We start from the raw sequence: 23,115 nt of genomic DNA, 5'->3' as shown, positions 1-23,115 counted from the left end.
GCGCGCTCCTACATGTCCAGATCAGGCGCGATAACGCGGTGCCACGTCCTTGCGCGAGAGATTCGGCCCCATCGCGACGCGCGCGGCGTCATACGTCAGGAACTGCTGCTCATCGGCCAGCGGCGGAATCGTCACCACCTCACCGCGGTCGTAGCCCAGCAGCGCGGCATCCACGAGATCGGCGGTCTCCATGACCATCCCCGGCAACATCGCATCGATGTCTTTACCCGAGTTCTCCCAGATTTCCGAGCGGGTCGCACCCGGCAACACCGCCTGCACGCGGACGCTGGTACCCTTCAGCTGCGTCGCCAGGCTCTGGCTCACGTTGAGCAGGTGCGCCTTCGAGCCACTGTAGATACCGTCGAACATCTCCGGTGCGAAGGCGAGCACGGACGCGATATTGATGATGCCGCCATGGCCGCGAGCGACGAAGGCCTTGGCCGCCGCAGCGGTCAACAGGGTGGGTGCGGTGATGTTGATGGCGATGAGCTTTTCGATCGCGTCGCTGTCGTTGTCGAGGAAGCTGCCGTTGAGCGAGATACCGGCATTGTTCACCAACAGGGTGATCGAAGCATCCTCCGCCACCCGCTTCTCTACCGTGGCCACGTCGGCACGCTCGGTAAGGTCCGCCTTCAGCGTCTCGATCTTCCGCCCTGTGGCGGCGCCGATCTTCCTGGCCAGTGCGTCCAGGCGATCCAGACGACGTGCGACCAGAATCAGATCGTAGCCGCGCGCCGCCAGACGCTCGGCGTAGACCTCGCCGATGCCCGACGAAGCGCCCGTAACCAGTGCCGTGCCTTTGTTTTCAACGCTCATGAGGGTGACTCCGTATGGGTAAGTTGCAAAGTGATATCGACTACGTTGCCATACGATAGTGACCTAGCTATCATTATGCAATGGACACCGACAAACTTTCTTCAGGTACCTGCTCAATTGCCCGCAGCCTCGCGCTGGTGGGCGATACCTGGAGCGTGCTGATCCTTCGCGATGCCAGCCGGGGGATGACGCAGTTCGACCAGTTCCGGACGAGCCTGGGCATCGCGCCGAACATTCTGTCGCGTCGATTGAAGGGTCTGACCGAGGCCGGTGTCCTGGAAAAGCGCCGCTACAGCGAGCGGCCGCCGCGCGACGAGTACGTGCTGACCCAGGCCGGACGCGAGTTCCTGCCGATCATGGCCGCCATGGGCGAATGGGGCCGTCGGCACAACGGCGGCGGCGCGACGTTGTCCCATCTCGTCGCCGACGAGACGGGTGAGCGGGTGAGTGCGGTGGTGATCGATGAGGTGACGGGGCGTCGCCTCGACCAGTTGCCGATGCGTCTGGTGATGCCAGACTGATTCGACACTAGTTTCTTAAATGATAGATTAATTGCTTTCTCTAAAATTTAAGAAATTTCACACGTCGAATTTCTTAAATGATAGCTTTGGACTGCTTCTCCAAAGGGTAAGAAATATGCGTCGCGACGAGCGCGGGTTTGCGAACCCCCGAGTCACCGAGGTAGGTGCGCATTTCGCTGCGCTGGTCCGTACGGCGCGGCTCGCACGTGGCTGGTCCCAGGTGGAACTAGCAGAGCGCGCCCGCATCAGTGCTCCGACCATGACTCGCCTGGAGCAGGGGGCGATCAGTACCTCGCTGGGAACGTGGCTGAGTGTTTTCGATGCTTTAGGCCTACTGCGTTTGCTGGAGCGTATCGAGGATCCTTCCTCCGAGGCCCTGCTCGACCAGACACGCATGCAGCGGCCGTCACGACGGATACCTCGCGACGATCTGGATTTCTGACATGGCTGAGCGAACAGTCTTTATTCATCTTCCGGAGGCGACCGCCGCCGTGCCGGCAGGCAGGCTGTCGATGGCGGAGAACGGCATTGAGGTCAGGGCATCGCGTTTCGCCTACGGAAGGCGCTACGTCCAGCGCCCGCAGGCGGTACCAGTCGATCCGATCAGCCTGCCCTTGGGCGAGGGTGACGATGCGGACTTCGTTCCCGTCAACGGCCTTGCCTTGTTCGGGGCCCTGCGTGACGCAACCCCGGACTCCTGGGGGCGTCGGGTCATCGAGAACAAGCTACGCGCTCCTCCAAATGGACTCCCGGAATGGCGGTACATGGATGAAGCCGGTCCATACCGCGCCGGAGCGCTCGATATCCGACACGGTCCGGAGGACGGCGTAACGCACGGTTCGCTTCCCGGCATCCTGGACCTTCGCTACCTTCACGAAGCCGCAGAACGGATCGTGGATGGGGAGCCCGTACCCGCGAGGCTTGCCTCATTTTTCGAAGGTGGTCCTTCGGTAGGCGGAGCGCGTCCAAAGGCCGTCATCCAGGTCGATGGACATGAGTGGATCGCGAAATTCCCCGCGAAGGACGATCGCTTCGACATCCCGCTGGTCGAATTCGCCACGCTGAAGCTCGCTCGGCGGGCCGGTCTGAATGTTCCGCCGATTCGCCTCGAGACGCTTCCAGATGGTCGCAACATCATGCTGATCCAGAGATTTGATCGGCAGGCAACGCCGTTCGGCATAGCTCGTCGGCACATGGTCAGCGCTCTCACCATGCTTGGTCTGCACGAACGTGACTCGCCTGATGCCAATTACGGGGCCATTGCCGATGCCCTCGGGATATACGGAGTGTCTGGACGAATCGCTGGCGACCGGGAAGAGCTGTTTGCTCGCATGGTTTTCAACATACTTGTATCCAACGACGACGATCACCTGAGAAATCACGCGTTCCTTTACGAAAGTGGGGGCTGGCGTCTCAGTCCCCTTTACGACGTGGTGCCCAAGCCGCAGGTAGCACTTGAGCGGACACTGCACCTGGGCGTAGGGCGTTATGGCCGAAGCGCCACCCTCGACAATGCGTTGAGTGGCGCCGGCTGGTTCGGTCTTCTGGTACCGAATGCGTCACGCATTGCGGATCGCGTCATTCGCACGGTACGCGAGTGGCGCGCTGTGTTCGAAGAAGCAGGCGCAACAACAGGGCAGTGCGACACGATTGCCTCCGCATTCCGTCGGGCGGGTGATATCGGTGGACGCGAAGTCGAGCGACACCTTGCGTGATACCAACTATGAAGCAACCTCGACCATCCAGCGTCGCCATGTGTCGCCGCCGCCGCGACCTGTCCGAGACGGGTCGCCAGTTGTTCGCGGCACCGTGCAGCAAACGTGCAACGACCAACGACGCAGATCGGCTGCGCAATTACCTGGCGCGCTATGACCTGACGTAGGAGGTCATAGCGCGTAGCTGAGACGTCAGCTTGTGGGAGGACAAATAGGAGTATCGAATTTATGGGCAGGGTCCCCGTCGCGTGACGCGACGATCGGATGCTGCACCCCCGTGAACCATGGCTCCTTCGGCCACCAGCGTGGGACCACCGGATGCGTCGTCGGTTCCACGGCCTGTCCGGGTTCCGGAATCAATACCTCGGCCTTGCTGCAACGTGCCGCCGCCAGAATGCGCTCGGCGGGTTCGGTCCAACCGTGATGCGCCAGCTTGATAAGGCCCCAGTGCACGGGGATCAGCACCTTGCCGCGAACCTCTTCGTGCACCTGCATCGCCTGCTCGGGTCCGAGGTGCCAGTCCGGCCACTGTTCGTCGTACTGACCGTCTTCGATCAGCGTGACATCGAAGGGACCGAACTTCGCACCCACATCGGCGAAGGTGTCATTCATGCCGGTATCGCCGGAGTAGAACGCGCGATGGTCGGGACCGATGAATGCGTAGCCCGTCCACAATGTGGCATCGCTATGCGCCTCGAGGCGACCGGATGCATGACGGGACGGTGTGGAAACGATACGAAGTGCGCCCACGTGCGCGTCCTGCCACCAGTCCAGTTCGGTGATCTTTTCCTTCGGCACGCCCCAGTCGATCAGGTGCGCCGCGATACCGAGCGGCACGATGAATCGTGCGCCGCGTGCGTTGAAGGCCTGCACGGAAGCGCGATCGAGATGGTCGTAGTGATCGTGCGATACGACGACGACATCGACTCGCGGCAGGTTATCGAGCGGGACGGGTGGTTCGTACCAGCGCTTCGGGCCGAGCCAGGGAAAGGGCGATGCGCGCTCGCTCCAGAAAGGGTCGATCACGACGTTGACGCCGTCGATCTCCAGTAACGAAGACGAATGGCCGAACCAGGTGACGCGCAAACCGCTCGTCGGAGGCGTGGCGTACAGCGCCGACGAGTCCATCGTCGGAACCGGCGCGTCGGGTTCCTCACCGGGCTTCGACTGCAGGATCTGCCAGATGCCGCCCTTGAGGTCCATGAACATCGGTGCGGGGTTGGCGAAGCTCTGGCCACGCCATTGCGGCGATTTTGCCTCGGCGGCCGTCGGTGTCTTGCTTGGCCATGCGCCGATGTTCGGCCATGCGGTGATCGCGACGAAGGCCACGAAGAGGACGACGAGAGCGAGGAAAATGCCGAGATAACGGAGTAAGCGCTTCAAACCGGATCCTTTTCGGGGGATGGGTCTGAAGATAGCGGGACAGGTGGGGGTTCGTCACCGTGAATCGCCAGCAGGGCTGGCTCCTACAAGAGCAAGGATGCATGCTCGTGCATGAGCCAGCCTGCTGGCGACGGGTGTTACCTCAAGCCAACAAGGATCAAGCCGGCATCGTCGCCATGTCGATCACGAAGCGGTAACGCACATCGTTCTTCGCCAGACGCACATACGTGTCGTTGATCGAGCTCATGTCGACGACTTCGATGTCCGACACGATGTTGTGCTCGGCGCAGAAATCCATCATCTCCTGCGTTTCCGCCATGCCACCGATGGCGGAACCGGCGATCGTGCGACGCGGGAGCATCAGGCTGCCACCGATCACACCGTCGAGCGGAGTGAGCGCACCGACCAGCACCATGGTGCCGTCGAGCTTGAGCAGGCTGGTGTACGGGTTGATGTCGTGCGACACCGGCACCGTGTTGAGCAGGAAGTCGAAGCTGCTGACCTGGGCCTTCATCGCCTCGGCATCGGTCGAAAGCAGCACGGCGTCCGCGCCAAGGCGCTTCGCATCTTCACCCTTGGAGGCCGACGTGGTGATCATCGTGACATGCGCGCCCATCGCCTTGGCGAACTTCACGCCCATGTGGCCGAGACCACCCAGACCGATGACGCCGACCTTCTGACCCGGGCCCACCTTCCAGTGACGCAGCGGCGAGTACGTGGTGATACCGGCGCAGAGCAGGGGAGCGGTCGCCTTGAGATCGAGCTTCTCGGAGATCTTCACCACGAAGCGCTCTTCCACGACGATCTCGGTGGAGTAACCGCCCTGGGTCGGGGTGGTCTTGTCCTGCTCGGTGCCGTTGTAGGTGAAGCTGGTGTGCGTCGTGCAGTACTGCTCGAGGTTCTGCTTGCATGAATCGCACTCGCGGCACGAATCGACCATGCAGCCGACGCCGGCGAAGTCACCGACCTTGAACTTACTGACGGCCGAGCCAACGGCGACGACGCGGCCCACGATTTCATGGCCCGGGACCATCGGGAACACGGAGTTGCCCCAGTCGCCCTTGGCCTGGTGCAGATCCGAATGGCAGACGCCGCTGTAGAGGATCTCGATGCGCACATCGTGCGCGCCCGGATCGCGGCGCTGGAAGGTGAAGGGAACGAGGGGCGTCGTGGCGCTCTTGGCGGCAAATCCGCGGACTTCGATCATGGGAGTCATCCTCGATAGGTGGGTTCAGGAAAGCGGGTAACGATAAAGCCTCAACAATCCTGCCGGCCAACGGGAATTCCGGCATGTATCGTTGAGGTATCCTTGATAATCATGCGTCCCGACAACCTTTCCCATCTGGCGGCGTTCGCCGCCGTCGCCCGACACGCCAGCTTCCGAAAGGCGGGCGCCGAGCTGACGCTGTCCACGTCGGCCATCAGCTATGCCATCCGTGGGCTGGAAGAACGGCTGGGGGTGGTTCTCTTTCACCGCACCACGCGCAGCGTTTCACTGACGGAAGCGGGTCAGCGGCTGCTCGAGCGGCTGGAGCCGGCGCTGCTTGACGTAAACGACGCCCTGGAAGAGATGAACAACTTCCGCGCGGCGCCCGCCGGTACGTTGCGGATCAACATGCCACGCGTCACCGCGCAGCTCCTGCTTCCGACGCTGCTGCCTCGTTTTCTGGCGACATATCCAGACATTCACTTTGAAGCTGTGGATAACGATGGCCTGATCGACATCGTCGCCTCGGGCTTCGACGCCGGCATCCGGTTCCTGGAGCAGGTGCCGGAGGACATGATCGCCGTGCCGATCGGCGGTGCGCAGCGGGGTGCGATCGTCGCCTCGCCTGACTATCTTGCCCGCTACGGCAGGCCCCTGGTCCCCGACGACCTGTTCCGCCATAACTGCATCCGCTTTCGGTTTCCCAGCGGGCGGGTCTATAAGTGGGAACTGGAGCAGGGTTCGACCAAGCTCGAACTGGACGTGCGCGGGCGGCTGACCTTCGGCGACATGCGTCTGGCGCTGGATGCCGCCGTGGCAGGCATCGGCATCGCCGCGGTGCTGGACGATCAGGTCAAGGCACTGGTCGAGGACGGAAAGCTGGTCCGTCTGCTGGAGGACTGGTGCCCGCCGTATCCGGGGTTCATGCTCTATTACCCGCGCCAGCGGCGAGTCACGTCGGCCCTTCGCGCGTTCATCGAATACATCCGCGAGCACGCGGGCGCCTGAATCGCCAGCAAGGCTAACTCCCGCCGGGCCGTCCGACCGCGTATCCTAGGCCGATTGCTGCGACGCACCATGACGCCGCGGCCCACATACCTCCCCGAGCACCCCTCATGTCTGGTTCCGCCCCCATCCTAGATCCGGGCACCGCGCCCGTCCGCGCGCCTCACGTCGGTCTGGTGATCCTCGCGCTGGCCGTCGGCGGCTTCGCCATCGGTACGACCGAGTTCGCTTCGATGAGCATGCTGCCCCTGTTCGCACAGGGTCTGGGCATCGATGCGCCGACGGCAGGCCACGCGATCAGCGCCTATGCGCTGGGTGTCGTCGTCGGCGCTCCGGTGATGACCGTACTCGGCGCGCGCGTGCCGCGCCGTCGCCTGCTGCTGATCCTCATGGCGATGTTCACGCTGTTCAACGGACTGACCGGCTTGTCGCCGAACTATCACTGGATGCTGGTGTTCCGGTTTCTGGCTGGCCTGCCGCATGGCGCGTACTTCGGTGTCGCCGCACTGGTCGCCTCATCGCTGGTTCCCCCCAACCGGCGCACGCGCGCGGTCGGCCAGATGTTCCTCGGCCTCACGTGCGCCACCATCGTCGGCGTTCCACTGGCCAGCTGGCTGGGTCAGCTGGTGGGCTGGCGCTGGTCGTTCGCGCTGGTCGCCGTCCTTGGCCTGCTGACGATTCTCGCCGTCGCGATTTACGCACCCAGGACGCCCGCCGATCCGAAGGCCAGTCCGCTTGGCGAGCTCAGCGCGATCAAACGCTCGCAGGTCTGGTACACGCTGGCGATCGGTGCCATCGGTTTCGGCGGCATGTTCGCTGTATATACCTACCTCGCCGACATCCTTATCAGCGTGACCGGGATGCCACTGTCGAGCGTGCCCTGGGTGATGGCCATCTTCGGCGTCGGCATGACCGTCGGCAACATGGTCGTGCCCGTCTTCGCCGATCGCGCGCTGATGCGCACGGCAGGTGCACTGTTGCTGTGGAGCCTCGTGATCCTCGCCATCTTCCCGTTCACCGCAAGCAATATCTGGCTGCTGAGCCTCGACGTGTTTTTCATTGGTGTGGGTGGGGCACTCGGTACGGTCCTGCAGACGCGGCTCATGGATGTGGCGGGCGATGCGCAGGGTCTTGCCGCGTCGCTGAATCATTCCGCCTTCAATACCGCTAACGCGCTCGGGCCGTACCTGGGCGGCCTGGCCATCGCCGGCGGTTACGGGTGGACGTCGCCCGGCTGGGTGGGAAGTCTGTTGGCGCTGGCGGGGCTCGCTATCTGGGCGGCGTCGGTGGCGGCTGAAAAGCGGACCGCTCGCCGGGTGGCTGCGGAAGCCTGCTGACCCGGAGGGGCCGATCGCGCCGGGACGTCGGCATGACGCGCTCCATGCCGCGATGTCGTCACACGCGCTGGCAGGAGGTGGTCGAGCATCAACAAACGCTTCGTGCCGTTCAACAAGCGGTCCAGGAATATCCCGATACCCGCACTTCCGTAACTGTAATCAGCGCAGATCCGGTAATGATCGAGTCCGCCAAACGCCATGCCGACGGGCCGATCGAGCGCATGCGCAAGAATGGCTTCAGCTTGGTAGAAGGCGATATCCCTGAACCGGGGCTCGTTTAGAAAAAACGCCATGTCGAGCAGGAACTCACCGTAGCCTGCGCTGCCCTCGTCCTGCCAGATTTTGTTCGACATACGCGTCCTGACCGTATGTGCACAGTCGACGGCCATGTCGTGGTAACGCCGGTCGCCAGTGAGCGCGAAGTAACGGATGCACACAGCACCGACACCAGCAGAGCCGTACCTGTGATGGGGGAGGTTTGGTGCATGCTCTCTCGAATTCGTGTGGACCTTCCAGACGATCCTGCCCGCGACACGCGTCGCGTAGCTGAGATCGAAATCGATCGCGCGTCCGGCCGACGCGACGAAGTCATCGCGTCCGGTCGCTGACCCGAGGTAAAGCAGGAATAGCGCTACACCGCACTGACCCTCGGCGAGGCCAAGATAGGTCTTGTCTCCCGTAGGCCATGACAGGCCGCGCTCCGAATCTACGGCGTGCCCGAGCAGCCAGTCCCCGATGCGAATGGCTTCATCAAGAAAGGCTTCTTCGCCCGTCGTCGACCAGAAGTGCAACCAGGTCAGGCCCACGCCCGCACATCCGTAGTAAAGGCCCGCACGGTCGAAGACGAGCCCGTCGTCGGCGACCCTGGCCATCATGGCCCTTGCGGCGTCCCGTCGGCCCGCTAGCAGCAGACCGAGGGCCACGCCGGACAAGCCGGAATACAGACCGGGAGGACATAGCTTCGCCGCGGCCCGCCGTTCTATCCAGTCAAGCACAGGTGCGCTGATAGCGCCTTGCCGCTGGAGCAGAAACAGTGCGACGCCCGTCGCGCCATACTCCAACGATACGGGGTTGGTGACGAAGACCTCCGGGGAGGCAGGCCACAACCGATCCTCGCGTGCCAGGTCCATCGTCGAGTCCAGGAACACCTCCACGCCCGTGATTACATCGTCGATCCGACTAACCAGGTCTGGGGATGGCGAGGCGACGTCGAGAAGCTGTTCGCGCGAGGGAAACATCCTGCGCTGGACGAGGGGCAGATCGATGGCTTCGAGAAACGAGAGCGTCTGAGCAACACTCCAGCGACGATCGGGCTCGGTGTGCATCAGTCCCAAGATGAGCGTCATCAACTCCGCAGGAAGTCCAAGATCGGACAGCACGAGCGCGAGTTTCCGAAAGATGTTCTCGCGTCCGAGTTCGAGCCCCGCAGCGCTGAAAGTGAGCATGTCCAGAATCAGCACGCCAAACGCATAGCAATCGTCGGCGACGCATGGTCGTTGTGCCGACGCCTGCTCAGCGGAAGCGTAGCCAGGTGTCCATCCCTGCACCCACGGACCGGCGTCGTCCACCTCGAACGCGAATTCGAAATCGATAAACTTGATTCGCTTGTCGCTCTTGGTGAAGAGAATGTTGTTCTTGGTCAGGTCACGAAGCACGACGCCGTGCGAGTGGATAACCTGCAACCCCTCACCGATTTCGCGAATGGAGGACAGTATGCGGTCGAGACCGAATCCGGTGCTTTGATACTCGTTCGAGAAATAGAACTCCATCGAATGGCCCCAAAGGGAGATGGCGTCCAGCTTCTCTACTACGAGGAACCAATGGTCCCATGCCTGGAACAGATCTATATATTCTGGCACCAGGCCGGTGTGAGACAGTTTTTTGAGCACCCGCGCTTCACGCTTCAGGATGAACGCCGGGTCGTCCTCACTTTCCCGCTCCAGATGTCCCAGCTTGCCGCGTACCTCGCGAACGATTACCTCGCGTTGAGTTTCGGTATCGATGCCACGATAGATGCCGCCGGTTGCATTGAATTTGATGGCGCCCTGTATGACGTAGCGATCCTTGAGGCGGACGGTCTTTGGCTGATCCGGCTTTCTTACGGTGGCCGTGGAAGAAGGAAGTTCTTGTGGGCGTTGGAGCAACGGGTCGACGATGCCGGGCGGTAACCGAAACGTGGGACCGCGCACATCGTTGTACCAGGAACCATCCGGCAGGAAGAAGCCGGAGGCACTGCGTCCTGTCGCATCCACCGATGGCTTGCCGCGATGAACGCCGTAACGGTAGTAAACGACCTTGCTGTCCCGATAGGGCCGGTCAGTGAGGATGTAGGGGCCGTGCAGGTGCGATGTTGCAGCGTGCAGTTCGACAAGAATTGCCGCAAATTCATCGACATTTCTGGGATAGATGGCGATGAACTTTCCAATCTGAAAGCGCGACCAGCCCTTGCCCAGTGACATCTTGAGCATGCGACGGTCGGCGCAAAATTTAAAGGCGATCCGCGCAGAGGACATGATCCCCGCGACGATCGTCAGTGTTTCCACCGCATTGGCCTGTGTACTTGAGAGGTGGATCTTCCACCCGTGTTCGAGATCTTCGCGATCGTCGGGCGAGCAGCTCGCCCAGAAGCCCCTTTCCCTTATTTTCCACCGTTCCCCGAGCGCTGCGCGTACCACGTCGAGGAACTCGTGGGAGGGCTCGTAAGAATAGATGTTCTCGTGATAAATCGGGCTGAGGAACGAATAGGCAAAGAACGGTGACGATTCCATCTGCACCTCTGTCCATGGCTGCGACGCTCAGTCGCTTATCGCTGCGCCTTTGCGGCGCGCAAAAAAAGAATGGGCGGCCAAAGCCGCCCATCTTTTATCAACAGCCGCCGTCGTTAGCGGTGCTGGTCGAGCTCGCAATCGAGAGGCAAGCGTGGAACAGATCCTCCCAGTCAATTTCAAGGGACTGGAGGTTCAGCACGTCGTTCTTTTCGATATCTTGCGCCACAGTAGTGCTCCTTGTGATTCACTCAGAAATACCGATGCTTCGGCGGCGCCGAAGCGTCTCTTGACGTCGATCGCATGCGCAGGTCTGCGTCATGCGGGACCGACCGTATCGAATGTTTGAGAAGATTCGCAAGTGACATCGGTCCCTGGCGGCCTACGGCGCGTCGCATTCACGAGTGTTCCGTCGATTGGGTCGCACATCGGATTTAGCCGGCATAGTCGATTTGCCGTTTTTGCTTACGCGCCGGCAATTCGTATTATTTTCCGATGCAGAACGAACCAAAGATGGCGCCAAGCAAATCGTCAGATGAGTAGGTGCCGGTAATTTCGCCCAGCGCGTGCTGGGCCTGACGCAATTCCTCGGCGGCGAGTTCGCCCGCGTGAGCCGACCGTAGTGCGTCGTCCGTCAGAGATAAATGGCGCTGTACGGACTCCAGCGCCGTGACGTGACGGCGACGCGCGCTGAATGCGCCATCCCCCGCGCCCGCGGTCGCGAGCTCACGCAACCGGGCGCGCAGCGCGTCCATACCATCGCCCGTACGCGCTGAAAGCCAAAGGACATCGCCCTCGCAGTGTGCTTCGCGCTCGTCCAGATCAATCTTGTTAATGACGATCAGACGTTTTGCATATTCGACCATGCCATCCAACAACGAAAGATCGGCATGTGCGTGCGCATCGTCGGTGACCAGCAACGCGACATCGCAGCGTGCAAGCTGGTCACGCGCACGACGGATGCCCTCGCGTTCGACGATGTCGTCGGATTCGCGAAGACCGGCCGTGTCCGCGAGCTCCAGCGCGACGCCATCGATGTGTATCGCCTCGCGAAGCACGTCGCGCGTGGTGCCCGCGACGTCAGTCACAATCGCCCGCTCTTCTCCGGCAAGCGCATTCAACAGACTCGACTTGCCCGCGTTGGGTCGCCCGACGATGGCGACAGCGATGCCATCGTTCAGACGGACACCGCGGCGAGTTTCAAGCAACAGACGGCCGAGATTTGCCCGGAGCGTCGTTAGCTTGTCGCCGATGACAGGGTCGGCAAGAAAATCGATTTCTTCTTCGGGAAAATCGATGGCTGCCTCGATGTGTACTCTCAGCTCGATAAGCTCGGCAAGCAGGGCCTCCACGCGGGCCGAGAAAACACCTTCCATCGATCGCAGTGCTGCACGTGCTCCCGCACGCGACGTCGCGGCAACAAGATCGGCGACAGCTTCCGCCTGTGCCAGATCGAGCTTTCCGTTGAGGAAAGCCCGTTCAGTGAATTCACCGGGCCGAGCGAGGCGCGCGCCCAGCGCGAGGCAACGCTGGAGCAGCGCGTCGAGCAACACGGCGCTGCCATGTCCTTGAAGCTCGACCACGTGCTCGCCGGTGTAAGACGCGGGTCCCGGAAAGGACAACAACAAGCCGCGATCGATCAGCTCACCGTCTGCGTCGTGAAACGCGGTGAAGTGCGCGTATCGCGGTGTGGGTGCCCGGCCAAGGAACGCGGCGGCAATGAAAGGAGCGAGCGGCCCCGACACGCGAACGGCACCGACCCCGGCCGCGCCGGCGCCGGTAGCGATGGCTGCGATGGTGTCGTCGCCGTGAGTCATGTCGTGCCTGTGGATAGCGAAGCGGCGCGTCTTTCGACGCGCCGCTTCAGGTGTTATGCCTTGGTGATCTTCGCCGCGGCGTCGGCTTGTTCGACACTGCGGTTGATCCACCACTGCTGGAGCAGGCTGGTCGCGCCGTTGACCGTCCAGTAGAGCACCAGACCTGACGGGAAGAAGGCGAAGAAGACACCGAAGATCAACGGCATCACCTTCATCATCTTTGCCTGGGTCGGATCCATGCCTGCGGTCGGCATCATGCGCTGGGTGAGCAGGGTGACCAGGAAGTAGAGCACCGGCAGCACGTAGAAGGGATCCGGTGCCGACAGATCGTGGATCCAGCCGAAGAACGGCGCATGGCGCAGCTCGATGGATTCGGACAACACGCGAAGGAGGCCGATGAAGATCGGGAAGGTGATCAGGATGGGCAGGCAGCCAGCCATCGGATTGATCTTTTCCTTCTTGTACAGCTCCATGGTGGCCTGCTGCATCTTCATCCGGTCGTCGCCGTAACGCTCCTTGAGCGCGGCGATACGCGGCTGCAGCTTGCGCATACGAGCGCCCGAACGGAACTGCGCGTCGGTCAGCTTGAACAGCGCGGCCTTGATCAGCAGCACGAGCAGAATGATCGCGACGCCCCAGTTGCCGCTGATCGCGTGCAGCTGGGAGAGCAGCCAGTGCAGCGGCTGCGCGATGATGGTGAACCAGCCATAGTTGCTGGTCAGCTCGAGGCCCGGTGCGATCGCGTCGAGCGTTCCCTGCAGTTTCGGACCGATGTACAGACGAGCGACGCTGTCGGCGGCCTGTCCCGGCGCGACCTGCATGGCCGGTCCGAAGGCACGGACGAGGTAGCGCGGCGTAGCCGAGTTGGGATCGACGACCGCACTACTATAGGTGACGTTCTGATTCGCCGGCGGAATCCACGCGACGAAGAAGTAATGCTGGAGCATGCTGACCCAACCGCCCGTGATGGAGCGATTGAGCGGCTTTTTCGCGAAGTCGGCCAGCGGCAGCGTTTCGAACTTGGTGTCCGGGCTGAACCAGGCGGCGCCGAAGAAGCTGTGCTGCGCCGGATCCGTATACGCCTTGAACCAGTTGACCTTCTCGTTCGCGACGCGCTGCAGCTGGTGATAAGCGTTACCCGTCCACACCGCCGTCGAACCGTTTTCGACGCGCTGGTCGAGATCGACCACGTAGTCCATGCGCTTGAGCGTATAGCGCTTCACCACCTTGACGCCCGATGGATCGGTCCAGGTCAGGTCGAGGCTGACGGACTTCTGGCCATCGGCCAGGGTGGTCTCGGTCTTGTCGGCGTGGAAGAGGGCGCGGTGATCCGGCGCGGCACCGTTGCTGCTGACCAGGCCATCCTGTGCCGCGAAAAAGTGCGCGCCCTCATCGTCGAGCAGACGGACGGGCGGCGACACCGGTTCCTTCTTCGTGACCGGGTTGGTCGGGTAATAGAGGAGCTCCGAACGGACGATGCTGCCGCCACGGGTATCGATGGTCAGGCGCAGGACGTCGTTCGAGAGGGTGACCAGCTCGGCCTTGCCTTCCGGGGCCGCGCCGTTTTCGGTCGGCACGGCGGCGGGAGCGGTGGAACCCGGCACGCTGGCGTCGCCGCCCGGCTTGCCGTTGGCATCGACCTGGGCTGCCGGCGCGGCTGGAGTCGGGGGCTGGACATAGTCCTTCTCCCACTCGGTCCAGAGGAGATACGCCACGAACATGAGCGCGAAGAAGAGAAGCGTGCGCGTTTGATTCATTGCAGGGCCAGATTGGAATGCATAAGAGAGGTCAACGCGCGATTGTGCCGTCGGCACTCTCACGCTTCAACGGCCGGATGCGACGCAGCAGGGTGTCCAGCTCGGCCAGAAGGGCCGCGCCGGTCTCTTTGACTGCGATGTCTTTAGCCATGACCAGGATGTCGACCGGAGGCAGGTCGGGGCGAGCGAGGCGAAAAGCCTCACGCGCGAGGCGCTTGATTCGGTTACGGTCGACCGCGCGCTTGGAACAGCGCTTGGAAATGGCCAGGCCGAGCCGGGCCGTGTCGACGTCGTTGTTTCCGAAGCGCAAAAGAAAACAGCGGCCGCCGAGGCGACCGCTGACTGTTCGCAACGCGGCGAAGTCGGCGGCGCGGCGTAACCGCGCATCGCGCGGCATGGCGGCGGCACGCACGACCGTCGCCCGATTACGGGATCAGACGCTTGCGACCCTTGGCACGGCGGGCGTTGATGATCTTGCGGCCGTCGGCGGTCGCCATGCGTGCACGGAAGCCGTGGGTACGGGCGCGCTTGAGCAAGCTGGGCTGGAAAGTACGCTTCATGGCGAAGACATCCGGGTGAAGATTGAATATGGCCGGCAAGTATGTCCGACAATCCCGAGGACTGTCAACCGGTTGGGCCATAGCCCGTGATCGACCTTCGCCGTGGGGGAGTCCGGCGGGGGGCCGGAACGCTGGTAGACTTGGGCGTCCACCCCGCGCGCAAGCGCCCCTTCTGTGGCAAGAATACCCGATGAGTGATCTTTGGAGGCGCTGTCTCGAGCGTCTTGAAGGCGAATTGACCGCCGAGGAAGTCCATACCTGGCTCATGCCGCTGCAGGCCAGGGAAGACGCTTCCGGGCTGCACCTGTATGCGCCCAACCCGTATTCGCTGGACACCATCCGCGATCAGTATCTGGACAAGATCCAGACGATCGCGGGACATCTGATCGGTCACCCGGTCACGGTGCGGCTGGAAGTCGGCTCGTCCGGCGGACGGCCGGTGCCCGTTCGTGTCAGCAGTGCGACGCCATCTCCCTCGCCGTCGCATCAGCCGGCATCGCGTGCGCCGGAAGCCGCTCCGGAGCCGCCGCACGTTCACAACCTGGATCTGCATTACACGTTCGAAACCTTCGTCGAAGGCAAGTCGAACCAGCTCGGCAAGGCCGCGGCGATGCAGGTGGCGATGAATCCCGGCCGCGCTTACAACCCGCTTCTTCTTTATGGCGGTACCGGCCTGGGCAAGACCCACCTGATGCATGCCGCAGGCAACATGCTGCTGCAGAACAATCCCGGCGCGAAGGTGCTCTACCTCCGCTCGGAGCAGTTCGTCAGCGGCATGGTCAAGGCGCTGCAGCAGAAGAACATGGATGAGTTCAAGCGTCGCTTCCGGACGGTGGATGCGCTGCTGATCGACGATATCCAGTTTTTCGCCGGCAAAGACACGACGCAGGAGGAGTTCTTCCATACCTTCAACGCGTTGTTCGAATCCAAGCAGCAGATCATCCTCACCTGCGATCGCTATCCGAAGGAGCTCGACAAACTCGAGCCCCGCCTGAAGTCGCGTCTGGGCTGGGGTCTGTCGGTAGCGATCGAGCCGCCGGACTTCGAGACCCGTGCCGCCATTCTTCTGTCCAAGGCGGCGGAGAAGGATATGGAGGTGTCGGAGGACGTGGCGATGCTGCTGGCCAAACGGATCCGGTCCAACGTCCGCGATCTCGAGGGCGCACTGAATACCCTGGCGGCACGGGCCAACTTCTATCGCAAGCCGATCACCACGGACTTCGCGGAAGAGACGCTGCGTGACCTGCTGAATACGCACGCGCAGGCGGTCACGGTGCCGAACATCCAGAAGACGGTGGCCGACTATTACCAGGTGCGTCTGTCGGATCTTCTCTCCAAACGCCGTGTGCGCTCTCTGGCGCGGCCCCGGCAGGTAGCCATGGCCCTGTCCAAGGAACTGACCGAGCACAGCCTGCCTGAGATCGGTGAGGCCTTTGGCGGTCGTGACCACACGACGGTGCTGCATGCATGCCGGACGATCCGGGGCTTTTGCGAGAAAGACGTACGGATGAGGCAGGACTGGGAACAGCTCATCCGTATCTTGACGGGCTGAGAACCTGTGGATAATAGGTGGATGGACAGAGGATGAAATCGACCCTCGAAGTTATCCACAAGACACCCACATAGCACGACCGGTTAGGCGCAATCGATATGAAATGCCAAGGTACTGAAATTCAATAGTTTTTCCGTCTTGTCTACTTATCCACCGCCCTAACAACAACCACTAAATAAATCTTAAAAACATTAAAAGCAGGAGAAGGGGCGCATGCAATTCAGCATCCAGAGGGAAGTTCTGCTCAAACCCCTGCAGCAAGTCGTAGGCGTTGTCGAACGTCGACAGACGCTGCCGGTACTGGCCAACCTCCTGGTTCGCGCTTCCGGTAATGAGGTTTCGTTCACCGGTACCGACCTCGAAGTCGAAATGGTCGCGACGACTGCGGCTGACTCGGTGCAGGACGGTGAAATCACGATTCCGGCGCGCAAGCTGTTCGACATCGTTCGCGCATTGCCTGACGGCGCGAAAATCGACCTAAAGCTCAACGGCGAGCGCATCGCGCTGAACGCGGGTCGCAGCCGCTTTACGCTGGCGACGCTGCCGTCGAGCGAGTTCCCGACCATCGACGAGATCGAACTCGTCGAGCGCGTGACGCTGCCTGAGGAAGTTCTGCGCGATCTGATGGACCGTACGGCGTTCGCGATGGCCAATCAGGACGTCCGGTACTACCTCAACGGCATGCTGCTCGACCTGCAGGAGCACACGCTGCGTTGCGTCGCGACCGACGGCCACCGCCTGGCGCTGAAGGAAACGAAGCTGGAGAGCTCGGTGTCGGCACGCCGTCAGATCATCATTCCCCGTAAGGGCGTGAACGAGCTGATTGGCCTGTTCGAAGCGGGCGAGGGCTCGGTCGAACTCGAATTCGGGCGCAATCACCTGCGTGTTCGTCGCGGCGGCGTCGTGTTCACCTCGAAGCTGATCGATGGTCGCTTCCCGGACTACGAAGCGGTCATTCCGCTTGGCGCCGACAAGTCGGCCACGATCGAGCGCGATGTGCTGCGCAGCGCCCTGCAGCGCGCCGCGATCCTGTCCAACGAGAAGTACCGCGGCGTAAAGCTCGAGCTGACGCCGGGTCGCATCAAGATCGTTGCGCATAACCCGGAGCAGGAAGAAGCCCAGGAAGAAGTCGAAGCTGAGACCGTCGTCGACGACCTCGCGGTCGGGTTCAACGTGGGTTACCTGCTCGACGCACTGGGTGCGCTGCGTGGCGACAAGGTCCGGATCAACCTTCGTGATGCCCAGTCGAGCTGTCTTCTGCAGGAAGAAGGCAATGATGAGGCCCGCCACGTGGTGATGCCGCTTCGCCTCTGACACCTATCCACGCTAAAGTTCGGCCACCGACGCCGGGGATGTCTTCGACACCCCGGCGTCGTTCGTTTCGACGCATGGCCAGGAAAAGCAGGGCAGCATGAAGTTCGAGTCACTTAGGATTGCCGGATTGCGAAACCTCGAAGGGGTTTCACTCACCCCCGCAGCCGGCATCAACGTTTTTGTCGGCCCCAACGGCGCCGGCAAGACCAGTGTTCTCGAGGCGGCGTATCTGCTGTCACACGGCCGATCGTTTCGTGCCGGCTCCCGGGATGTACTTCTTCAGCGTGGTGCCGGCTCGCTGTCGGTGTTTGCCGAGGTGCGGGGCAAAGACGACCGGGTTCGGCGTCTGGGGCTGGGACGGGAAGGCAGTCGCTGGCAAGCGCGTGTGGACGGCGATGCCGCCGCGTCGTTGGGCAGCCTCGTCCAGGAATGTGCGGTGGTCTGCTTTGAACCGGGCTCGCACGATCTGATCGCTGGTGCCTCGGACGAACGCCGCCGCTTCCTTGACTGGGGTTTGTTCCACGTGGAACACGCTTTCGTGGATCAGTGGCGTCGTTACCAGCGCGCGCTCAAACAACGAAACTCCCTTCTTCGCGCCGGGGGCCCGATTGAGGCGGCATGGATCGAGCCGTGGGAGGCCGAGCTTGCTACGACAGGCGAGGGTATCAGCGCTTTTCGCCGCGGATATATCGACCGGTTGCTTCCACACATTCGCGGTTTCATGGGAAACGTCCTGCCCGAGCTCGGCGAGTTCACCATTCGTTACAAGCCTGGCTGGGACGACGCGGCGGATCTGCTCTCTACATTGGCGGACCGGCGTCATCGGGACCTGGCGCGCGGTCACACCACCGTAGGACCCCATCGCGCGGACTTCTCCGTGACCTTTGAACACGCCCCGCTACGGGAACACCTGTCGCGAGGGCAGGAGAAGCTGTGCGCCCTGGCGTGCCTGTTAGGACAGGCCTCGCTTCACGCCGACATCCGTGGCGAATGGCCCGTCATATGCCTCGATGATCTTGCATCTGAGCTCGATCGTACCCATCAAGAGTGGGTAGCCGCGCAGCTTCTCGGCCGCGACGCTCAGGTCTTCGTCACGGGAACGGAGATCCCTGCCGCCCTTTCGGCACAACCGGTCACTGTGTTCCACGTGGAACAGGGTGCCGTCACGGCTTTGCTATAATCGTCCGACTGTCCCGACGCTTCCGCGCCGCATCGGGGCCGCACTCTGGCGCCACCACCAGGCATCGCATGAACGAACCTCTCGATCCGACCCATTCGAACGCGTACGACTCCGGCAGCATCAAGGTCCTCAAGGGCCTGGACGCCGTTCGTAAGCGCCCTGGCATGTACATCGGCGACACTGACGATGGCACCGGCCTGCACCACATGGTTTTCGAAGTCGTCGATAACGCCATCGATGAAGCGCTGGCGGGCTATTGCGACTACGTCACCGTCGTCATCGGCCAGGACGGCTCGGTGGGGGTTTCGGATAACGGTCGAGGCATCCCGGTCGAGATTCATCCGGAAGAGGGCATCTCGACGGCCGAAGTCGTCATGACCGTGCTCCACGCCGGCGGCAAGTTCGACGCGAATTCCTACAAGGTCTCCGGCGGCCTGCACGGCGTTGGTGTGTCCGTCGTAAACGCGCTTAGCGAGAAGCTCTGGCTGACGATCTGGCGTGACGGCAAGGAATATCGCCAGGAATACGCCCACGGTGAGGCCCAGGCTCCCATTGCCGCGTTCGGTGACACCACTCGCCGGGGCACCATGGTGCGCTTCCTGCCCAGTCCGGCCACGTTTACCAACAACATCGAGTTCCACTACGACATTCTCGCGAAGCGTCTCCGCGAGCTGGCGTTCCTGAATTCCGGTGTGACGATCGAGCTCGTCGACGAGCGCAACGATCGCAAGGACATCTTCGCGTACGAGGGCGGCATCAAGTCCTTCGTCCAGCACCTGGCCCAGCTGAAGACGGCCCTGCACCCGAATGTCGTGAGCTTCAGCTCCGAGACGGCGGACGGGATCACCGTCGAGGTGGCCATGCAGTGGACGGACGCCTACCAGGAAACGATGTTCTGCTTCACCAATAACATCCCGCAGCGCGACGGCGGCACCCATCTCACGGGTTTCCGCGCCGCGCTGACGCGCACGCTGCAGAGCTACATCGAGAAGGAAGGTCTGGCGAAGAACGCCAAGGTCGGTCTGTCAGGCGACGACATGCGCGAGGGCATGATCGCCGTTCTTTCGGTGAAGGTGCCGGATCCGAAGTTCTCGTCGCAGACCAAGGACAAGCTGGTCTCCAGCGAGGTCAAGACCGCGGTGGAGCAGGTCGTCAACGACAAGCTCGCTGAATTCCTGCTGGAGCACCCGGCGGAAGGTAAGGCCATCGCCTCCAAGGCGGTGGACGCCGCCCGTGCCCGCGAAGCGGCCCGCAAGGCTCGCGAGATGACCCGCCGCAAGGGCGCGCTGGATATCGCCGGCCTGCCGGGCAAACTGGCCGACTGCCAGGAGAAGGATCCGGCGCTGTCCGAACTGTTCCTGGTCGAGGGTGACTCCGCCGGTGGCTCGGCCAAGCAGGGCCGTAACCGTCGCACCCAGGCCGTGCTGCCGCTGAAGGGCAAGATCCTCAACGTCGAGAAGGCACGCTTCGACAAGATGATCGCCTCCGCGGAAGTCGGCACCCTCATTACCGCGCTCGGTACGGGCATCGGTAAGGAGGAATACAACCCGGACAAGCTGCGCTACCACCGCATCATCATCATGACCGATGCCGACGTGGACGGATCTCACATCCGCACGCTGCTGCTGACCTTCTTCTATCGCCAGATGCCGGAGCTCATCGAGCGCGGCCACGTGTATATCGGCCTGCCGCCGCTGTACAAGGTGAAGCAGGGCAAGCAGGAGATGTACATCAAGGACGATGTCGTGCTCAACGAGTACCTGATCTCGGGTGCCGTGGATAACGCGTCGCTGGCACCGGAAGACGGCGCGCCTGGCGTCAACGGCGAAACGCTCGAGAAGCTCCTGCACGACTACCAGTCGGCGCTCGATCAGATCGCCCGCCTCAGCCACCGTTTCGACACCGCGTCCCTCACTGCGATGATCGAACACGCGCCGATGGAAGAGGGGCTGTGGGCCGATGCGTCCGGTATGCAGGCCTGGCTGGATGCCGTTGCCAAGCGTCTGAGTGCCAGCGGTCTGGGTAAGCCGACTTACGCGCTTCGCTTCCGTCCCGCGCTTAACGAGCAGGGCGCCGCCATCGAAGTCGAGCGCATGCAGCACGGCCTGAGCCACACCTGGATCATGCCGCAGTCGTTCTTCGGCGGCGTCGAGTTCCGGGCCATCCTGACCATCTCGCGTCAGCTGGCCGAGCTGCGCATCCAGCCGGGTGCCGTCGTCCGCCGCGGTAACGCTTCGCGGGGCATCGTCAACTTCGCCGATGCGCGCAACTGGCTGCTCGACGAAGCGAAGAAGGGTCGTTCCATCCAGCGATTCAAGGGTCTGGGTGAAATGAATCCGGAGCAGCTCTGGGAAACCACGGTCAATCCGGAAACGCGCCGCATGCTCCAGGTGGGTATCGAAGATGCGGTGGCCGCGGATCAGATGTTCTCGATGCTGATGGGTGAGGCGGTGGAACCACGTCGCGACTTCATCGAATCGAATGCGTTGAAGGTCGCCAACCTGGATATCTGATCCACGGTTGCCCTTGCCGATGTCGAGCCCGGTCGCAGCGATGCGACCGGGCTCTTCTTTTTTGCGCAACGCGGCATCGCTCCGAGGAAAGACGAAAACGCCATTTTCAAGGGCCGAAAGGCTGGTGAATTTGCACCGCGCCAACAAACATATAACAAGTCATTGTTTTGACTCTTCTTTTTTATCGCACTGCGACTTGTTCTTAGGAATGAAATCGGGTTAACCTCTGTAGTCCCCCGGTGCTGCTTGTTGTGCGCCGAGTCCTACAGCCTGAGGTCATTCGATGAAACAGGGTTCCTTCGCAAAGCTCGCGCTCGCCACGGCGGTCGCTCTTTCCCTCGCCACTGGCGCAGTCTCTGCCAAAGACGCGGCGCCCAAGGACAAGAAAGAAGCGCTGTATCCGAACGCCACGCGTACGGAGCCCAAGCTCGACCTCAAGAGCGAGAAGGACCAGAAGGCCATCAACGAGGGCCTCGACGCCGCCAACAACGGCGACAAGGAGAAGGCCACCCAGATCCTGACGCCGCTGGCTGACGGTACGGCCACCAGCAGCAAGTACGCGCAGGCGCTCGCTCTTCAGGGCCTCGCCAACATGAAGTACAACGACGGCGACGTGAAGGGCGCGATCACCACGCTCAAGCAGGCGCTCGATATCGGCGTCATGCCGAACGACACGTACTTCCAGCTCAAGTACATGTACACCCAGTTCCTCGTCGCCGACGAGCAGTACGCTCCGGCGTTGCAGTCGCTGCAGGAATGGCGCGCTGAAGGCAAGAAGGAAACCGCCGATTCGTACGGCCTCGAGGGCAACATCGATTACCGCCTCGAGAAGTATCCGGAAGCCATCGCCGCCATCAACAAGGCGAAGTCGATGCCGGACGCGAAGCCGCAGGGTTCGTGGGACCAGATCCTTGCCGCCAGCTATGCGGAGACGGGCCAGGGCGACAAGGCCGCCGAGCTCGCATCGGCCGAACTCGCCAAGAATCCGAACGACCCCACCGCGATGCAGAACGCGGCTTCCTCGCTGATCCAGGCGCAGAAGTATCCGGAAGCGATCGCGCTGCTCGAGAAGGGCCGTGCCGCTGGCGCGTTCAAGGACGAAAAGCTCTACATCAATCTTGCCAAGGTCTACCTGATCGACGGTCAGGACCATACCGACCGCCAGGAAGCCAACGCGTCGAAGGCGCAGGCGGTTCTCGAAGATGGTCTGGCCAAGGGCATCGTCAAGCCGTCGGCTGAGGTCTACAAGCTCCAGGGCGACGCCGCCATCACCGGTGGCAACGAGAGCGCGGCTCTCGCTGCCTACCAGAAGGCCGCCCCGCTCGCGAAGGATGGTGAGGTCACGCTCAGCGTGGCGCGCCTCCAGCTGCAGAAGAATCAATACGCCGCCGCTGAGAAGTCGGTGACGGATGCCATCAGCAAGGGCGTTCAGCATAAAGGCCAGGCCTATATGGTGCGCGCGGAAGCCAAGCGTGGTCAGAAGAACAAGCAGGGTGCTATCGCGGACATGAAGCTCGCGGCGCAGGACCCTGAAACGTCTGCCAAGGCCAACGCCTGGTTGAAAAATGCAAACAACACCAAGTAAGCGTCTGTAAAGTGCCGGGAGTGGGGATTTTCAAGCGTCATAAATCCTCCCTTCAGGCGCTATACAAACGCCATATGCTGGTGTAACT

General features: G+C 62.1%; 19 protein-coding genes and 1 pseudogene. 11 read left to right on the top strand and 9 right to left on the bottom strand.

All coding sequences use genetic code 11. The features are described 5' to 3' along the window. Positions 1–21: 21 nt before the first annotated feature. Entirely contained in the window at positions 22–816 is a 795-nt protein-coding gene (locus tag FA85_RS10225) for an SDR family NAD(P)-dependent oxidoreductase (protein WP_036108993.1), read from the bottom strand. An 80-nt stretch (positions 817–896) separates the two neighbouring features. Between FA85_RS10225 and FA85_RS10220 the strand changes: the two genes are divergently transcribed. From FA85_RS10220 to FA85_RS22835, 4 genes are all read left to right on the top strand, one after another. Then, positions 897–1,337, top strand: coding sequence for a winged helix-turn-helix transcriptional regulator (locus tag FA85_RS10220; protein WP_036108994.1), 441 nt, complete (start codon positions 897–899; stop codon positions 1,335–1,337). Positions 1,338–1,452: 115 nt separating this feature from the next. Beyond that, entirely contained in the window at positions 1,453–1,779 is a 327-nt protein-coding gene (locus tag FA85_RS10215) for a helix-turn-helix domain-containing protein (RefSeq protein ID WP_051943130.1), read from the top strand. Positions 1,780–2,101: 322 nt separating this feature from the next. After that, complete coding sequence (locus tag FA85_RS10210) at positions 2,102–3,052, top strand: type II toxin-antitoxin system HipA family toxin (RefSeq protein ID WP_239709135.1); 951 nt, start codon at positions 2,102–2,104, stop codon at positions 3,050–3,052. 8 nt (positions 3,053–3,060) lie between these two features. Further along, positions 3,061–3,219: a hypothetical protein gene (locus tag FA85_RS22835; protein WP_308847927.1), complete on the top strand. Its 159-nt coding sequence runs from the start codon at positions 3,061–3,063 to the stop codon at positions 3,217–3,219. Positions 3,220–3,244: 25 nt separating this feature from the next. On the opposite strand, the gene FA85_RS10205 is transcribed toward FA85_RS22835, so the two are convergent. Beyond that, the gene (locus tag FA85_RS10205; RefSeq protein ID WP_036109003.1) at positions 3,245–4,435 is read right to left on the bottom strand and encodes an MBL fold metallo-hydrolase; all 1,191 of its coding nucleotides are present in this window, start codon (positions 4,433–4,435) and stop codon (positions 3,245–3,247) included. Between the two features lie 157 nt (positions 4,436–4,592). Beyond that, positions 4,593–5,642: an NAD(P)-dependent alcohol dehydrogenase gene (locus FA85_RS10200; protein ID WP_036109006.1), complete on the bottom strand. Its 1,050-nt coding sequence runs from the start codon at positions 5,640–5,642 to the stop codon at positions 4,593–4,595. A 111-nt stretch (positions 5,643–5,753) separates the two neighbouring features. On the opposite strand from FA85_RS10200, the gene FA85_RS10195 reads away from it, so the two are divergent. Both FA85_RS10195 and FA85_RS22385 read left to right on the top strand, forming a co-directional pair. Continuing rightward, positions 5,754–6,650 (top strand): LysR family transcriptional regulator, encoded by an 897-nt coding sequence (locus FA85_RS10195; RefSeq protein WP_036109007.1) that lies wholly within the window; start codon positions 5,754–5,756, stop codon positions 6,648–6,650. A 107-nt stretch (positions 6,651–6,757) separates the two neighbouring features. Continuing rightward, complete coding sequence (locus FA85_RS22385) at positions 6,758–7,984, top strand: MFS transporter (protein ID WP_036109010.1); 1,227 nt, start codon at positions 6,758–6,760, stop codon at positions 7,982–7,984. Between the two features lie 107 nt (positions 7,985–8,091). Here the strand turns inward: FA85_RS22385 and FA85_RS21465 are convergent. The 6 genes and pseudogenes from FA85_RS21465 to rpmH all read right to left on the bottom strand — a co-directional run. Continuing rightward, positions 8,092–10,752: pseudogene (locus FA85_RS21465) on the bottom strand (class III lanthionine synthetase LanKC N-terminal domain-containing protein); the annotation flags it as partial. 97 nt (positions 10,753–10,849) lie between these two features. Then, positions 10,850–10,978: a hypothetical protein gene (locus tag FA85_RS22540; protein WP_255349727.1), complete on the bottom strand. Its 129-nt coding sequence runs from the start codon at positions 10,976–10,978 to the stop codon at positions 10,850–10,852. A gap of 256 nt (positions 10,979–11,234) precedes the next feature. Next, the gene (gene mnmE, locus FA85_RS10185) at positions 11,235–12,566 is read right to left on the bottom strand and encodes a tRNA uridine-5-carboxymethylaminomethyl(34) synthesis GTPase MnmE (RefSeq protein WP_036109017.1); all 1,332 of its coding nucleotides are present in this window, start codon (positions 12,564–12,566) and stop codon (positions 11,235–11,237) included. A gap of 53 nt (positions 12,567–12,619) precedes the next feature. Continuing rightward, the gene (yidC, locus tag FA85_RS10180; protein ID WP_036109019.1) at positions 12,620–14,323 is read right to left on the bottom strand and encodes a membrane protein insertase YidC; all 1,704 of its coding nucleotides are present in this window, start codon (positions 14,321–14,323) and stop codon (positions 12,620–12,622) included. A gap of 31 nt (positions 14,324–14,354) precedes the next feature. Continuing rightward, positions 14,355–14,735 (bottom strand): ribonuclease P protein component, encoded by a 381-nt coding sequence (gene rnpA, locus FA85_RS20905; RefSeq protein ID WP_051943132.1) that lies wholly within the window; start codon positions 14,733–14,735, stop codon positions 14,355–14,357. 13 nt (positions 14,736–14,748) lie between these two features. Then, positions 14,749–14,883, bottom strand: coding sequence for a 50S ribosomal protein L34 (rpmH, locus tag FA85_RS10170; RefSeq protein ID WP_036109021.1), 135 nt, complete (start codon positions 14,881–14,883; stop codon positions 14,749–14,751). Positions 14,884–15,073: 190 nt separating this feature from the next. On the opposite strand from rpmH, the gene dnaA reads away from it, so the two are divergent. From dnaA to FA85_RS10145, 5 genes are all read left to right on the top strand, one after another. After that, the gene (gene dnaA / locus FA85_RS10165) at positions 15,074–16,435 is read left to right on the top strand and encodes a chromosomal replication initiator protein DnaA (RefSeq protein WP_036109024.1); all 1,362 of its coding nucleotides are present in this window, start codon (positions 15,074–15,076) and stop codon (positions 16,433–16,435) included. 213 nt (positions 16,436–16,648) lie between these two features. Continuing rightward, positions 16,649–17,749, top strand: a complete 1,101-nt coding sequence (dnaN, locus tag FA85_RS10160) for a DNA polymerase III subunit beta (RefSeq protein ID WP_036109027.1) — start codon at positions 16,649–16,651, stop codon at positions 17,747–17,749. Between the two features lie 97 nt (positions 17,750–17,846). Beyond that, positions 17,847–18,929: a DNA replication/repair protein RecF gene (recF, locus tag FA85_RS10155; RefSeq protein ID WP_036109030.1), complete on the top strand. Its 1,083-nt coding sequence runs from the start codon at positions 17,847–17,849 to the stop codon at positions 18,927–18,929. 68 nt (positions 18,930–18,997) lie between these two features. Further along, a complete protein-coding gene (gene gyrB / locus FA85_RS10150) occupies positions 18,998–21,442 on the top strand; it encodes a DNA topoisomerase (ATP-hydrolyzing) subunit B (RefSeq protein ID WP_036109033.1) in 2,445 nt (814 codons plus the stop codon). A 283-nt stretch (positions 21,443–21,725) separates the two neighbouring features. Next, positions 21,726–23,027, top strand: a complete 1,302-nt coding sequence (locus FA85_RS10145) for a tetratricopeptide repeat protein (protein WP_036109035.1) — start codon at positions 21,726–21,728, stop codon at positions 23,025–23,027. Positions 23,028–23,115 lie beyond the last annotated feature (88 nt).

The organism is Luteibacter mycovicinus (assembly GCF_000745235.1).
GTDB lineage: Bacteria > Pseudomonadota > Gammaproteobacteria > Xanthomonadales > Rhodanobacteraceae > Luteibacter > Luteibacter mycovicinus.
The sequence above is the reverse complement of the archived record's forward strand: the minus strand, read 5'-3'. Positions and strand labels throughout refer to the sequence as shown.

Excerpts from the sequence above, each read along its gene's own strand:
- FA85_RS10195 (WP_036109007.1), top strand. The coding sequence starts at position 5,754 with ATGCGTCCCGACAACCTTTCCCATCTGGCGGCGTTCGCCGCCGTCGCC.
- dnaA (WP_036109024.1), top strand. The coding sequence starts at position 15,074 with ATGAGTGATCTTTGGAGGCGCTGTCTCGAGCGTCTTGAAGGCGAATTG.
- FA85_RS10145 (WP_036109035.1), top strand. The coding sequence starts at position 21,726 with ATGAAACAGGGTTCCTTCGCAAAGCTCGCGCTCGCCACGGCGGTCGCT.
- FA85_RS10220 (WP_036108994.1), top strand. The coding sequence starts at position 897 with ATGGACACCGACAAACTTTCTTCAGGTACCTGCTCAATTGCCCGCAGC.
- gyrB (WP_036109033.1), top strand. The coding sequence starts at position 18,998 with ATGAACGAACCTCTCGATCCGACCCATTCGAACGCGTACGACTCCGGC.
- FA85_RS10225 (WP_036108993.1), bottom strand. The coding sequence starts at position 816 with ATGAGCGTTGAAAACAAAGGCACGGCACTGGTTACGGGCGCTTCGTCG.
- dnaN (WP_036109027.1), top strand. The coding sequence starts at position 16,649 with ATGCAATTCAGCATCCAGAGGGAAGTTCTGCTCAAACCCCTGCAGCAA.
- recF (WP_036109030.1), top strand. The coding sequence starts at position 17,847 with ATGAAGTTCGAGTCACTTAGGATTGCCGGATTGCGAAACCTCGAAGGG.
- FA85_RS22385 (WP_036109010.1), top strand. The coding sequence starts at position 6,758 with ATGTCTGGTTCCGCCCCCATCCTAGATCCGGGCACCGCGCCCGTCCGC.
- mnmE (WP_036109017.1), bottom strand. The coding sequence starts at position 12,566 with ATGACTCACGGCGACGACACCATCGCAGCCATCGCTACCGGCGCCGGC.
- FA85_RS10210 (WP_239709135.1), top strand. The coding sequence starts at position 2,102 with ATGGATGAAGCCGGTCCATACCGCGCCGGAGCGCTCGATATCCGACAC.
- rpmH (WP_036109021.1), bottom strand. The coding sequence starts at position 14,883 with ATGAAGCGTACTTTCCAGCCCAGCTTGCTCAAGCGCGCCCGTACCCAC.
- yidC (WP_036109019.1), bottom strand. The coding sequence starts at position 14,323 with ATGAATCAAACGCGCACGCTTCTCTTCTTCGCGCTCATGTTCGTGGCG.
- FA85_RS10215 (WP_051943130.1), top strand. The coding sequence starts at position 1,453 with ATGCGTCGCGACGAGCGCGGGTTTGCGAACCCCCGAGTCACCGAGGTA.
- FA85_RS22835 (WP_308847927.1), top strand. The coding sequence starts at position 3,061 with ATGAAGCAACCTCGACCATCCAGCGTCGCCATGTGTCGCCGCCGCCGC.
- FA85_RS10200 (WP_036109006.1), bottom strand. The coding sequence starts at position 5,642 with ATGATCGAAGTCCGCGGATTTGCCGCCAAGAGCGCCACGACGCCCCTC.